This window comes from Rhodothermales bacterium (genome assembly GCA_041391505.1).
Taxonomy (GTDB): Bacteria; Bacteroidota; Rhodothermia; order Rhodothermales; family JAHQVL01; genus JAWKNW01.
In genome coordinates this window covers 142,128-156,009 of record JAWKNW010000004.1, presented here as the reverse complement: position 1 = coordinate 156,009, position 13,882 = coordinate 142,128, and the positions used below count along the sequence as shown (strand labels likewise).

Here is a 13,882-nt window from a genome sequence, read left to right as displayed (position 1 = left end):
CGCAGGGCCGCGTGAAGACGCGCCCATCGCCGGAATCGGGCGTGCTCGAACCTCATCTCCCGGAGGTCGAATGCGTGAACGCAGTGGCAGGTCTCCTGGCTCGTTGCCGGCGCCGAGAACTCGGCCGGCGGTCTTCCCATGCTGTTGCACAGTGACCGCGGCGTCGTCGTTCTCCGCTCCGATGGCAACCTACAGTTGCGGGTACAGCTCCGGATTCTTCGCGAGCGAATGACCGGATTCCCTTTTCATCCGAAATAGCGGAACCGCTGCGACATAAAAAAGAACGTGCCGGCAAGGTACGCCCCGCCGGCACCCGATGCAATCCATCGCATCGATGAAGATTATCACCACCACATTCCGTAGGTCGGGTTAGGCCCCCATCAGGGGCCGTAACCCGACACAATACATGCCATCAGGGGCCGTAACCCGACACCATACATGCCATCGAGCCCCAACCCGACACAATACATGCCATCGCGCCCCAACCCGACACAATACATGCCATCGAGCCCCAACCCGACACCATACATGCCATCGCGGCCGTAACCCGACACAATACATGCCATCGCGCCCCAACCCGACCCACGGATTTCGTCATCACCCGAACGGCACGCGCAGCGTCAGCGACACCGATCGGCCCATGTCCCGGATGCCATCGGGCTTGAGCAGCGAGAGGTGGTTGATGTATTTCGCGTTGCCCAGGTTATTGCCGTGCAGCCCCACCTGGACCGTCTGGCGCGCGAGCGGCAGACGCGCGTTGACCGAGGCATCGATCAGGACGTAGGCTTTCGACGACGCCTCCCAGAACGGCACGCGATCCTGCTTCAGGTAGGCATCGGCGCTGAGCGAAGCCGACAGGTTGCGGAACGGGCCGTTCGCGCCGCCGGCGAGGTCGAGCCCCGTCAGCACGTGGTGCGCGGGAATCATCGGCGCCCAGAGCGACGCCTCGTCGCGCAGTTGCGCGAGCACGAGGTCGAGCCGGCTGTACAGCTTCATGGCCGGCAGCGCCGCCGGGTGCAGCGCCACTTCCGCATGGCCGCCCCAGAAGTCGGCGTCGTCCTGCCGGTATGCAAACACCGGGAACACCTGGTCGCCCGACGGGCGGGTTTCGGTCACCGTAGCGCCCGTCGCGTACAGGTAGGTGTAGTTGAAGATGCGGTTGGCGAAGGCGCCGAGGGAGAACGTTACCGATTCGAGCCGCCAGGTCGAGGCGACGTCGAATTCGAGGTTCTGCTCGGCCACGAGTTCGTCGTTGCCGATGAGGAACCGCCGCACCTCGCGGAGCAGCCCGTTGGCCGTCAGGGCGGCCAGCGACGGCGCGCTGGCGCCGACGCCGGCGTTGACCTTCAGATTCCAGCCGGGGCGCACTTCGTAGGCCACCCCGATGGAGCCGCTGCCCATCCCGAACGAGCGCTCGAGGTCGCTGTCGACGAGCGCCGCTGTTTTCAGGAGGAACTCCTCCTCTTCGCCTTCCGCCGGTGACGTGGTGAGGCGCTGGGCATCGTAGCGCAGTCCCCCCTCGATCGTCGCGCGGTCGGTCTTCTTGCGCAGCAACGCATAGACACCGTTCTGATTCAGGTCGGCGTTCGGGACAAAAGGCTCCATTCCCTTGCTCTCGTTCTTCTGCACCTGCCCCTGGAGCCCCACTTTCAGCAGCCAGTCGTTTTCGAGGGCGCGTTCGTAGCCGAACCGGTAGTGGAACGTCGTCAGCACCAGGTCGACGGCTTTCTCTTTCTCCTCCGGCCCGGCGGTCACCGGCTCGAACTCCTGCTGCTGGTTGATCTGGACGCCCAGCACCGTATTGAGCCAGCCGGAGCCCACTCGCGTCTGCGTGTCGGAAGAGAGGATGTGATCGAACAGCGCGTGGTAGGGCGCCTCGATCTTCCGGTGGTTCTCCTCGCGCCCCATTTCCTCCTCTTCGGCCTCCACGATGCCGTTCAGATGCTGGAGGTAGTGGTACGTGAGGCGGGTGCTGCCCCAGTTCCGGCTGAGGCCGGCGAACACCTTGGCCTGGGTATGCCGGAACCGCGAGTTCGGGACGATCTTGTCGTTTTCGCCCTCCGGCTCGGGCGGACGCACCGCGCCCGGCTCCAGCTCGCGCTCGCCGCCGGCGAGGTAGTCCGCGTGCGCGTCGTAGCTGGCGCGGGCGCCCCAGAACCAGCCGTTCTGCGACTGCCGGACCGAGAGTTCATTGTACAGACCGCTCGTATTCGCATACAGCCCGGCGGTGTAGGCGCCGACGGTGCGCCCGACCGGCGCGGGGTACTCGGGCACAAACGTGATCACGCCGCCCATGGCGCCCGGACCGTACTGGAGCGTGGCCGGCCCCTGGATCACATCCACCTGCTCGGTGCTGTTGCCGTTTTCGCTGAGCCCCATCTCGGGATCCCACGTCTGGTACGTATACGGCATGTTTTCGACCATGAGCAGGATGCGTCCGCCCGAGAGACCCCGGATAAAGGGGCGCTCGATGCCGGGGCCGTTGGTGGACCGCGCGATGCCCGGCAGGCGGTCGAGCGCCTGCCAGACGCTCAACGCGCCGTATTCGCTCGCCTCAGCCTGATCGATGGACAGCGTGGTCAGCGGCACGTCGTCCTGGTTCTGCGGATCGTCCGCGATGACGACGACTTCCTCGCCGGCGACGGTCTGCGGCTGGAGGTCGATATCGACCCGCGCCGAGGCGCCGGCCGCCAGGGTCACCGTCCGCGTCTGCTTGAGGTAGCCCAGCCGGGAAAACTGGACGGTATACGTTCCCGGAGCGAGGCCTTCGATGGCATAGCGGCTCCGGGAATCCGTCACGGTGCCTCGCTTGAGGCTCGCGATATACACATGGACATCGGCCTGCGCCGCGCCGCCGGTTGTCGCCGTCCCTTCGATGGATTGGGCGTTGAGCACGGCGGGAAAGGAGGCCAATAGAAATCCGAGCACCGACCAGCGGCGCTTTAAACGTAGGATGGACATACGTATCCCTTGTGTTTGAATGGATCAGACACCACACGCGGCACAGGATGCCGCATGAAGCTCGAAGCACGGGTGGGCGCTTCAGCTCCAGGGTGGCGGGTCCGGGACTTCAGGGATACAGGAGCGGTAGCCGGCTTTCTGCGCCGGCGGGTAAGAAAGGGATGCAACGGCGGGGCTCACCGACGGATGCTTCGGCAGGATGCCGGCAAAGGCGCCGACCGATACCGATCGCCAGACGGAAGCCGGCGAGCGCGCGTCGATGCGCCCCTCATCGAACACGTTAGCGATGGCCCGCAGGTACCGCTCTTCCTTGATGTCACGCAGCAGCAGCACAAACATGGAGTCGCCGCGCTGCACCGCGAGCGCGATGTCGTACATCCCACCCTCCAGCCGTATCTCGCGCGCATTGACGCGTTCGAAGACCTGCTCGGGTTGCTCCCACTCGGCCACCGAGACGACCAGGCGCCGCGCCGCGGCGGGCGACGTGTGTTCGCCGGCCTCCGACGCCAGACGCTGGCCTCGGCGATGCGAGCGGAAATAGAGGTACGTGAACATCCCGGACATGCAGACCGGACCCATGAGGACCGCAGCGAGCAGGGTTCCGAGGACGATCGACCGCATAGAGATGGCTTGCGCGTTTCAGGAAAAAACAGCCGAGTTGAGCCGCGCCACGATACGACCGCGGCGACTGGTTTTCAACGACCTCTGGCGCACGACGCCAGCGTTTTTAATCGCCCCGCGCCGGCCCTCTGGCAGGGACGCCGTTTTTTTCGCGGCCCGTTGTCATGTATCTTGCCGGCGTAGCCCGGCGCCCGCTTTCTCCGACAACCGCCCTCCCCGACCCGACGCACCATGAAGATTTTTGCCAGTGTTTGCTGCGTTCTCCTGTTCGCTTCGTGCGCGCGTCCCGACCCCATGAACGGCTTCGACGATACCCTCGACGGCCTCCTGGCCTCCTATCCCGACGCGACGGTCGCCGTGGCCGTCCGCGACCCTGCGAAAGGCGTCTCCTGGGATCGCCTTCCCGACCGCACGTTCCACGCGGCCAGCACCATGAAGGTGCCGGTCATGATCGAGATCTACCGCCTCGCCGAACAGGGCCGGCTTTCGCTCGACGACCGGCTCCCCGTCGTCAACAGCTTCCACTCGATCGTCGACGGTTCGCTCTTCAGCATCGAGGACGATTCCGACGACGCCATCTATAAACGGCTCGGCGAAACGATGTCCGTCAGCGAGCTGGTGTATCAGATGATCACGGTCTCCTCCAACCTCGCGACCAACCTGCTCATCGATACCGTCCGCGCCGACTCGGTCCAGGCCACGATGGAGCGCCTCGGGACGCGGCACATGCAGGTGCTGCGCGGGGTGGAGGACCTCAAGGCGTTCGACCTCGGGATGAGCAACACGACGACGGCGTCCGACCTGGCGCTGGTGATGGAGCGCCTGATGGAGGGCGGGGCGGTATCCCCCGAGAGCGACCGGGCCATGCGGGAGGTCCTCCTCTCCCAGCAGTTTGGCGAGATGATTCCCGCCGGCCTGCCGTACGACGTCCAGATCGCCCACAAGACCGGCCAGATCACAGCCATCCACCACGACGCCGCCATCATCTACCCGCCCCAGCAGCCGGCGTTCGTGCTGGTGATCTTGATCGAGGGCATCACGGACAGCAAGGAATCCGCCGCCCTGGGCGCCCGCATCGCGACCGCCGTATATAACCGCCTCCGCACCTCCCCCGAAGCCCCCACCCCGTAGCAGCCACGCCACGGCATGGCGACGGGACCGGATCATTGCGACGCCGATTGCATAGCCCGTACGGTGCGTTGCCCATCGCAGAGGGGCGGCAATACATAGTCCCCGGGATGCCAGGCCTTTTCGGGCATCGCCGTCATCCGATGGATCAAATCGAACCGGTTTGCGACCTCCAGATACGCGATCGCATCCCGATTTCCCTGGGCCGCCTGCTCCTGCAATTCCTGCAGTTCCTTCCCCAGCCATTCGTGCAATCCTGCCGCCTCGTTGTCGACAGCCAGACTCGCCACGGCAAAATGGCGTTCGGGATCCACCCGATCGCGACGCGTATCCATGTAGACCATCGCCCACCGCCAGTAGGCATACGCATCCCCCTGCCGGCCCAGCTCTTCCAGGATCGCATCGGCCTCTGCCAGTTGTCCATCCCATGCGAGTTGCAGCGCATGGCTCCGCCGTGCGATCGGATGTCCGACTTCCAGCGCCCGGTCAGACCAGAGGCGTGAAAGCCCATCATCCTGGCCATCCATCCACATGGGATAAAATCCCCATCGGGAGCTGTACCGGGCGGATAGCCACAGCATCGCATCGCCGTCTCCCGCCTCGGCGCGCTCGTGCAGCGTCTGCTCCAGACGGTCGGCCCAGGCTTTTGATGCCGCGGCATCCTGCCCCAGCCAGGGCATCCCGGTCTGAAAGGCCTCGCCGCCCCAGATTCGGTTGGACGCATCACCGGCCAACAGCTCCGCCAGCAGCTGCATCGAACACAGATTCCCGGCCTCGGCGGACTGCTCGGCGACCTGCTTCGCCCGGTAAAAATCGCCTTCCTTGACGAGTTGGGCGGCCTGGATGAAGAGTTCGTCCGGCGTGCCCACGATGGGCGCGTCAGTCGTCCGGCCGCAGGCGGCGAAAAAGACGCCGGCCGCCAGCACCGCTACCGTCGCCAGCGCCCAGGACGGCGCGCGCATCCGCGTCCGTCGCGGCGTATCGCCCTCCACGATCCGCCGGATCCGGTCCACCAGCCGGCCGTCGGACGCGCCGAGCGCCAGCGCCGGCCCGCGGCGCTCCTCCAGGCCGGCGAGCGCGCGGACGTACGTCAGGTCGTCGCCCAGGGCGCGGACCGCCGCCGCGTCGCACGCGAACTCCCGCTCGATCCGCAGCCGGCGCGACACCCACCATACGGCCGGATGATAGAAGAACAGCGTTTCGAGCACCGCCTGGAGGTAGACGACGAGGTAGTCGTGCCGGCGGATGTGGGCTAGCTCGTGCACCAGCAGCGCCTCGACGTGCGCCGCCGGGATGCCGGCGAACAGGCCGGCCGGCACTACGATCATAGGCCGCAGCCATCCGAGCAGGGCCGGCTGCGCCACCGACTCCGACGTCACCAACCGTAGCGGCCTCGAAATCCCCATCTTCGCTTTCAGCGCGGCAAACCGGTCCGGCCATGCGCCATCCTCAACCGGAACGCTCAGCCGGCGGAGACGACCCACCCCGTACATCCCGTAGGCGAGGCGCAGCACAAACAGCGGCAACGCCTGCAACCAGACGCGAAAAATCACCCAGCGCCACTGGAGCGCGAACCAGCGAAACACATCCCAGCCGTCGATCTTCGATTCCACGCGTCCGGGTCCGGCGTACTTGGCGACTGATGCAGGCTCGCTCGGAACGGTGTCGTCCGATGCCGCATCGATCCCGAACCCATCCACCGGCCCCATCCAGCCGCCCGCGTCGATCCGCGCCGGCGCGACATACACCTGGATCGCCGTCGCTACCGGCAACAACAGAAGCAGCATCGCCGCCCCCACGCACAGGCTGTAGCGCGTCTCGGCGGAGGCATGACGCATCAGGCGCAGCGCGATCGCCAGCCCGATGGCCACGAGCGCCCCCTGCCAGACGAAGTGCAGCAACGCCGCGCCGGCGGCGTCGATCAAGGAAGGGGGCAGTTGTTCGAGAAAGGACTGCATGATGAGATGCCCTGTCGAGTTGATATGACTCCCGCTTACGATCCGCGCCTCTCCAGCTCCTCGATCAGCTTTCGTATCTCCGCCAGTTCCTCCGGCGTGCTCCGCCGCGCCGACAACGCCCGCAGCACGAGCATGCCGGCCGATCCATGGAACGCATCGTCGAGCAGATCCTCCACCAGATGCGTCTGCGTCTCCGCCTCCGATACCGCCGCCTCATAGCTATGCGTCATTCGGGACGTGTCGCACCGGACCAGGCCCTTCTTCCGCATGATCTGCATCTGCTTCAACACGGTCGTGTACCCGATCCCCTGCTCGCCGCCGAGTACATCGTGCACTTCGCGCACGGTGGAGGCGCCTCGCTTCCAGAGGACATGAAGAATCGCCAGTTCGGCGCTGGTCGGCTTCGGCGGTGTCATCGCGGTGCCCTTAAGATACGAAAAGCTTCGTACCCAAAGATACGAAAGAATTCGTAGGTGTCAAGCCCTCATTTTCCCCAACGCTTCGATTCCCGGGATTTAAGTCTGGAAGGCCCACGCCGATACACCCCTAAGCAGGTGCGCCCGGCCGGCGCTGACGAGTGATCGGAGCCGGATTTCGCCTGCTGAAGCGTCTACCCACCGGCTTCGTGCCGCCCCACCCGGACGCTTCGCCACATGGTCAGGTAGCTCCCCCGCTCCAGGCCCATGCAGTGCCCTGCCCACACGCCCTAACACGGCGTTCCAGCGCCACCGTGGCCAGAAAGGCCTACGAGACATGGACCTGATGCATCCCACGGCAGCCATCCCCCCGACCGCTATTCGCCGCCATCTGGCGCGATGCGCCGTCACGAGGCTGCACATCCGATAGGCCCTAGAGGCTTAATCGACTCCAACTATTCGAGGTTAAGACGCCATGCACGCAACGCAAGCGAATCCTGGTTTTCTGAAGCGGGTCTTTGTCCAGCCCGTACAACGATTCATCCAGATGGAGGCTTCCGGCGGCATCCTGCTGCTGCTCTGCGCCGTAGCCGCCATCATCTGGGCCAACTCGCCGTTTGCTGCCGCTTATTTCCACCTGTGGGAAACCCATATCGCGATCGAGCTCGGACACAGCATGGTATCCATGCATCTGATGCACTGGATCAACGACGGTCTGATGGCGATTTTCTTCTTCATGGTCGGGCTTGAAATCAAGCGCGAGATGTTGTCCGGCGAGCTCGCTTCGCCCAAGAAGGCCGCACTCCCGATCGCCGGCGCCATCGGCGGCATGATCGTTCCCGCCGTCCTGTACGCCGCGTTCAACGCCGGAACCGCTTCGGCCGGCGGCTGGGGCATTCCGATGGCGACGGATATCGCTTTTGCGCTCGGCGTCGTCATTCTGCTCGGTAAACGCGTTCCCCTGGCGCTTAAGGTATTCCTCACGGCGCTCGCGATCGTCGACGACCTCGGCGCCGTGCTGGTGATCGCGTTTTTCTACACGTCCGACCTGAACTTCATCAGCCTCGGAATCGGCGCCGCTTTTCTGGTCGCGCTCATCGCCATCAACCGCATGGGGGTTCGCCGGCCGGCGCCGTATGTCATGCTGGGCATCGGACTGTGGGTGGCCTTCCTGCAGAGCGGCGTGCATGCGACCATCTCCGGCGTATTGCTGGCCCTGACGATTCCGGCAAGCCGCAAAATGGGCGCCTACGCCTTCATGGCGGTCAGCCGCGACCTCGCCTACAAATACATGGGCCTCACGGAGCCCAACCAGCGCGATCTGAAGCACGACCAGGCGCATGTCGTACACGAAATCGAACATGCCTGCAAGGACGTCAGCAGCCCGCTGGTGCGCATGGAGCATGCCCTGCACGGATGGGTCAACTTCCTGATCATGCCGCTGTTCGCCTTCGCCAACGCCGGCGTCCGCTTCGTGGGTACCGACATCACGGCCGCGCTGACCAGCCACGTCACGATCGGCGTCATCGTGGGCCTCTTTGTCGGCAAGCAGATCGGCGTGTCGCTCTTCTCGTGGCTGTCGATTCGCCTCGGTCTGGCCGAAATGCCCTCGGGAACGACCTGGAGACAGTTTTATGGCGTGAGCCTCCTGGCCGGCATCGGCTTCACGATGTCCCTCTTCGTATCGAACCTGGCCTTCACCGAAGCCGCCATGCTCGACAGTGCCAAGATGGGCATCCTGCTGGCCTCCACGATCGCCGGCGTCGCCGGATGGATCGCCCTGAGCCGTTCCGCTGCCACGGCGCCGGCCCTGGATGCGCCCGCCGCCGTACCGGCCGCTCCGAAAACGCGCACGCAGCCCGCGCCCGTCGAGAGCGCAGCGCCTGCCCCTGCGCCGGCGCAGGTGGCTACCGAAAAGGAACCGAGTTATGTAAACGCGTGACCTCCTCCTAACTCCCCCCGGCTCATGCGAAATGCCCGGCAGGTCAATCCTGCCGGGCATTTTTCATGGGATGAAGCCGGCGCAGAGAAAAGGCGCATTCCCATGCGAAGAATGGTGCCATAACTACGCTGTTGCCAGTGGCAATTTTTTGTTATGTATAGCTGCCATCGGTGGCGCGTTTCCGAGTCCGTTCCACGTCGCGCCGCCTGCCCCCGTCGGCAGAGCCCCCGCTTTTCTCCAACACATATGCATCACCACATGAAAGCGAAATCAGTGTTCAGCCAGGCGTTGCTCGCAGCGAGCGTGGCGTGGGCCGCAGCGGGCACCGACGCGGCAGCGCAGGATCGATACCTCGTTCGCGCACGCGACGGACAAATGGATGCCGCCGTTTCACGCATCGCCGCCGCCGGCGGTACGATCACGCGCGATATCTCCCGAATCGGCATGGTCGCCGTGCAGACGTCCAATCCGCACTTTGCGGCCGACCTCAGCGGCGACGCCAGCATCGAATTCCTCACCGACAACCCGACCGCGCGCTGGATCGATCCGATCGGCCGTGAGAACGTCATGATCGAGGACTTCGGCACGCCGCCTGCCAGCGGCGACGACGACTTCTACTTCGACCTCCAGTGGGGCCACGACGCCGTCGACGCCACCCTCGCCTGGAACAAGGGCGCACGGGGCAAGGGCGTGACCGTCGCCGTGCTCGACAGCGGGATCGACTGCGACCACCCGGATATCGTGCCCAACCTCATGCTCGCCAAGAGCGCGTCGTTCGTGCCGGGTGAAGACGTCTGCATCCAGCCCGGGTTCTACTTCAACCACGGCACCCACGTCGCCGGCACCGTCCTCGCCGCCGACAACGGCTACGGCACCATCGGCGTGGCGCCCGAGGCGAAACTCATCGCCGTCAAGGTCCTCTCCGAATTCTCTGGCAGCGGCTCGTTCGACGGCGTCATCGCCGGCATCGTCTATGCCACGGACCAGGGCGCCGACATCATCAACATGAGCCTTGGCTCGCTCATTCCGAAAGCCGGCCAGGCCGACGGCGTACAGAAAGAGCTGCGGGCCGCCGTGGAAGTGGCCTCCGCCTACGCGCGCGCCCACGGCACGCTCGTGATCGCATCGGCCGGCAACGAAGCCACCAACCTCGACGCGGGCTACATCCACCTGCCATCCGACGCCAAAGACATCCTGTCGATCTCGGCCGCGACGCCGATCGGCTGGGCGCTCGACCCGTCGACCAACCTCGACATCCCGACCAGCTACACCAACTACGGCAAGAAGAGCATCGACTTCGCCGGCCCCGGGGGCGACGCGCTCTACCCGGGCAATGAAAACTGCCTCGTGGGCGGCCTCGAACGTCCGTGCTGGGTGTTCGACCTCGTCTTCAGCACCATTGCCGACGGCTGGGGCTGGGCCGGTGGCACCAGCATGGCGGCTCCGCATGCCGCCGGCGTGGCGGCGCTGCTCAAGAGCCAGAACCCCGGCGTCGGCCCCGATGGCCTGCGCAACCTCCTGAAGAACCGCGCCGACAAGCTCGGCGACAACCCGGGCAACGATACCTTCTTCGGATGGGGCCGCGTCGACGCCATCAACGGAGCGACGGGGTCGTTTGACGAGCTGACGCTCGATACGCCGGCGATGGAACGCGTCGCGGCCGACCTGCCGACCGAGTTCGCGCTCGACCAGAACTATCCGAACCCGTTCAACCCGACGACCGCGATCGTTTTCGGGCTGCCTGAACAGGCCAACACGCGGCTGGCCGTCTACGACCTGCTGGGCCGCGAAGTGGCTGTGCTCGTCGACGGCAGCCTGCCCGCCGGCCGGCACGAGGTGCAGTTCCGGGCGGACAACCTGCCCAGCGGCGCCTATTTCTACAAGATCGAAGCCGGCAGCTTCCAGCAAATCCGGCAGATGCTGTTGATGAAATAAGGCACTGCCGTTCAAGGTTTAGGGTTCAAGGTTCAAGGTGGCATTCACGCTCCTTGAACCTTGAACCTCAAACCTTGAACCCACTCACCGCATCGCCATCTCCTCGTCCCGCTCCACCGTCGCAGAATCCGGCTCGCGCCCTACAGGAAGAATGAGCCGCGCGCTTCGGTCGTAGGTGACGTAGTTCCAGGCCCAGTTGATCAGCACCTGGAGCTTGTTCCGGAAGCCGACGAGCTGCATCAGATGCAGCACCAGCCACATCACCCAGGCGATGAAACCGCGGGTGCGGATCCCCCCGCGCAACTCGGCAACCGCGGCGTTGCGCCCGATCGTCGCCATGATGCCCCGATCCACATAGACAAACGGTTTGCCCGGTTTGCCCGCCAGCCGGCCCGCGATCGTCCGCGCGACGTGTTGCGCCCCCTGCATCGCGACGGGCGCCAGCTGCGGGTGGAGCTCGCCGTGTTCATCCTGGCTGGCCGCGATGTCCCCGATGGCGAATACCTGCGGATGGTCCGGCAGACTCAGGTCTGGCGCGACCGCGACCCGGCCGCCCCGCACCGTTTCGACACCCAGCGCGGCGGCCAGGGGATTGGCCTGCACGCCGGCGGCCCACACCAGCGTGTGCGCCTGTAAAACCGATCCGTCGTTGAGTTCGACACGCGTCGGGCTGACCCGCACCACGTGGCGACCGAGGACCACCTCGACCCCGCGTTTACGCAACGCCTTGAGCGCGTGCGCCTGGGACTCCGGATGGAACGGCCCGAGCAGCCGATCCGAGGCCTCGACCAAATGAATCGCGACGTGCCGCGTGGCCAGGTTCGGGAAGTCGCGCACGAGCACCTTGCACGCCAGCTCATGCAGCGCGCCGGCCATCTCGACACCGGTAGGTCCGCCCCCGACGACGACCATCGACAGGGCGCCGTCGTCAATCAGCTCCGGATGTTCGCTCGCGCGCTCGAACGAGGCGATGATGTGGGAACGCAGCCGGATGGCCTCGGGCAGACTCTTGAGGGCAAATCCGTGGGCTTCGGCCCCCTCCACCCCGAAATAGTTCGTGACGGCGCCGGTCGCCAGCACCAGAAAATCGTAGCCGATCTCGGCCCCGTCGGCGAACATGACGCGCCGGCCGGGCAGATCGAATCCGGCGACCGTATCCATCCGAAACGAAAAATTCCGCTGATGATGGAAGATGCCGCGGACGGTGTGGGCGATTTCCTCGGCTTCGAGTCCGGCCGTGGCCACCTGATACAACAGCGGCTGGAACGTGTGGTAGTTCTGTTTATCGATGAGCAGGATGTCGACGGGCGCCTTGCGCAGCGCGCGGGCCAGCGTGAGCCCGCCGAAGCCGGCGCCCACGATGACGACGCGGGGTTTCGCTGTGTCTGTCTGGGTCATAGAAATAGGGTTCCAGGTTTAGGGTTCAATGTTCCAGGTGCTGGTGGGTTCTGCCCCCCAACCAACCTGCAACCTGAAACATGCGACCTGCAACCGCCCCGGACAACGTCCGGGCCTATTCCACCCAGACCGATTTGATGTTCACGAATTCCCGCATGCCGAAGTGGGAAAGTTCGCGCCCGATGCCGCTTTCCTTGACCCCGCCGAAGGGCAGGCGGGAGTCGCTGCGCACCATCGCGTTGACGAACGCGCTGCCGGCCTGGAGCTGACGCGCCAGGGTCTCGCCTCGCGCCCGATCCCGCGTAAAAAGGGTCCCGCCCAGTCCGAAGCGCGACTGGTTCGCGAAATAGATCGCCTCGTCGGCATCCTGAACCACACTGACCGCCGCGACAGGACCGAACAGCTCTTCTTCGAACGCCGTCATCCCCGGCTCGACGTCGGCGATGACGGTCGGCGCATAATAATAGCCCGGTCCGTCGATGGCGTGCCCGCCGGCGACGAGCCGGCCGCCCTCATCCAGCGTCCGCCGCACCTGGTCGTGCAGGGCGTCGCGCAGATCCGGGCGCGCCATGGGGCCGATGTCCGTCGCCTCGTCGCGCGGATCGCCCACCTGGAGCGCGCGGACCCGCGCGACGAAGGCCTCCATGAAGGCGTCGGCGATGGGCTGCTCGAGGATGAAGCGCTTGGCGGCAATGCAGCTCTGTCCGTTATTCTGCATCCGGCTGGCGATGGCGGTATCGACGGCCGCGTCGAGATCCGCATCGGCCAGGACGATAAAGGCGTCGGATCCCCCGAGTTCGAGCACGACCTTTTTCAGGGCGCGGCCGGCTTCCTCGGCCACGGCGCGGCCGGCGCGGCCGCTGCCCGTCAGCGTCACCGCCAGGATCCGGGCGTCGGCGATGAGGGAGGCGACGGCGTCGTGCTCGACGTACAGATTCTGCATAAAGCCGGCGGGGAAGCCCGCCTCCCGAAACAGCTCCGCGATGGTCGCGGCGCACTGCGGCACATTGGGCGCGTGCTTGAGGATGGCGACATTGCCAGCCATCAGCGCCGGCGCGGCGAACCGGAAAACCTGCCAGAAGGGAAAATTCCAGGGCATGATGGCCAGGATCGGGCCGAGCGGGTCGAACGCCACATACGAGGTGCGGGCCTCGGTGGCCACCGATTCGTTCGCCAGAAAGGACGCCGCGTGCTTCGCGTAAAACCGGCAGGCCGCGGCGCACTTCAGCACCTCGCCCCGCGCCTGTCGCACCGGCTTCCCGACTTCCAGGGTGATGAGCGCCGCGAGCGATTCGAGCCGCTGCTCGAGCAGGTCCGCCAGGTCGTTAAAGAGCGCGGCGCGGGTGGAGAACGAGTCGTACTGATGGATCGCGTACGTCGCCGTGGCGCGTACGAGCACGCCTTCGATCGCCTCGGCGTCGTGGGGAGGCACCGTGGCCAGCGTCTCGCCGGTTGCGGGATTTGAAGAAATGAAAGGCATGAGACGTTCGAAGCGTATCGACGCAGACAAGGCCTGTGAAAAT

The 13,882-nt window shown here is 65.5% G+C and carries 9 protein-coding genes and 1 riboswitch; of the genes, 3 read left to right on the top strand and 6 right to left on the bottom strand.

Features of this window, described 5'->3' with window-relative positions; all coding sequences use genetic code 11:
* Window positions 1-67 precede the first annotated feature (67 nt).
* A riboswitch (cobalamin riboswitch) is annotated at window positions 68-283 on the bottom strand.
* 314 nt (window positions 284-597) lie between these two features.
* Window positions 598-2,961 (bottom strand): TonB-dependent receptor, encoded by a 2,364-nt coding sequence (locus tag R2834_05920; protein ID MEZ4699846.1) that lies wholly within the window; start codon window positions 2,959-2,961, stop codon window positions 598-600.
* Window positions 2,962-3,042: 81 nt separating this feature from the next.
* Window positions 3,043-3,582, bottom strand: a complete 540-nt coding sequence (locus R2834_05915) for a hypothetical protein (protein MEZ4699845.1) — start codon at window positions 3,580-3,582, stop codon at window positions 3,043-3,045.
* A gap of 294 nt (window positions 3,583-3,876) precedes the next feature.
* On the opposite strand from R2834_05915, the gene R2834_05910 reads away from it, so the two are divergent.
* Window positions 3,877-4,713, top strand: coding sequence for a serine hydrolase (locus tag R2834_05910; GenBank protein ID MEZ4699844.1), 837 nt, complete (start codon window positions 3,877-3,879; stop codon window positions 4,711-4,713).
* A gap of 32 nt (window positions 4,714-4,745) precedes the next feature.
* On the opposite strand, the gene R2834_05905 is transcribed toward R2834_05910, so the two are convergent.
* Window positions 4,746-6,668, bottom strand: coding sequence for a M56 family metallopeptidase (locus R2834_05905; GenBank protein ID MEZ4699843.1), 1,923 nt, complete (start codon window positions 6,666-6,668; stop codon window positions 4,746-4,748).
* 35 nt (window positions 6,669-6,703) lie between these two features.
* Window positions 6,704-7,084, bottom strand: a complete 381-nt coding sequence (locus R2834_05900; GenBank protein ID MEZ4699842.1) for a BlaI/MecI/CopY family transcriptional regulator — start codon at window positions 7,082-7,084, stop codon at window positions 6,704-6,706.
* A 475-nt stretch (window positions 7,085-7,559) separates the two neighbouring features.
* Between R2834_05900 and nhaA the strand changes: the two genes are divergently transcribed.
* Window positions 7,560-9,026 (top strand): Na+/H+ antiporter NhaA, encoded by a 1,467-nt coding sequence (gene nhaA, locus R2834_05895; protein ID MEZ4699841.1) that lies wholly within the window; start codon window positions 7,560-7,562, stop codon window positions 9,024-9,026.
* 258 nt (window positions 9,027-9,284) lie between these two features.
* Entirely contained in the window at window positions 9,285-10,961 is a 1,677-nt protein-coding gene (locus tag R2834_05890) for a S8 family serine peptidase (GenBank protein MEZ4699840.1), read from the top strand.
* A gap of 84 nt (window positions 10,962-11,045) precedes the next feature.
* Here R2834_05890 and R2834_05885 read toward each other — a convergent pair whose 3' ends face one another.
* On the bottom strand, window positions 11,046-12,359 hold the full coding sequence (locus R2834_05885) for an NAD(P)/FAD-dependent oxidoreductase (protein MEZ4699839.1): 1,314 nt from the start codon (window positions 12,357-12,359) through the stop codon (window positions 11,046-11,048).
* Window positions 12,360-12,474: 115 nt separating this feature from the next.
* Entirely contained in the window at window positions 12,475-13,839 is a 1,365-nt protein-coding gene (locus R2834_05880) for an NAD-dependent succinate-semialdehyde dehydrogenase (protein ID MEZ4699838.1), read from the bottom strand.
* Window positions 13,840-13,882 lie beyond the last annotated feature (43 nt).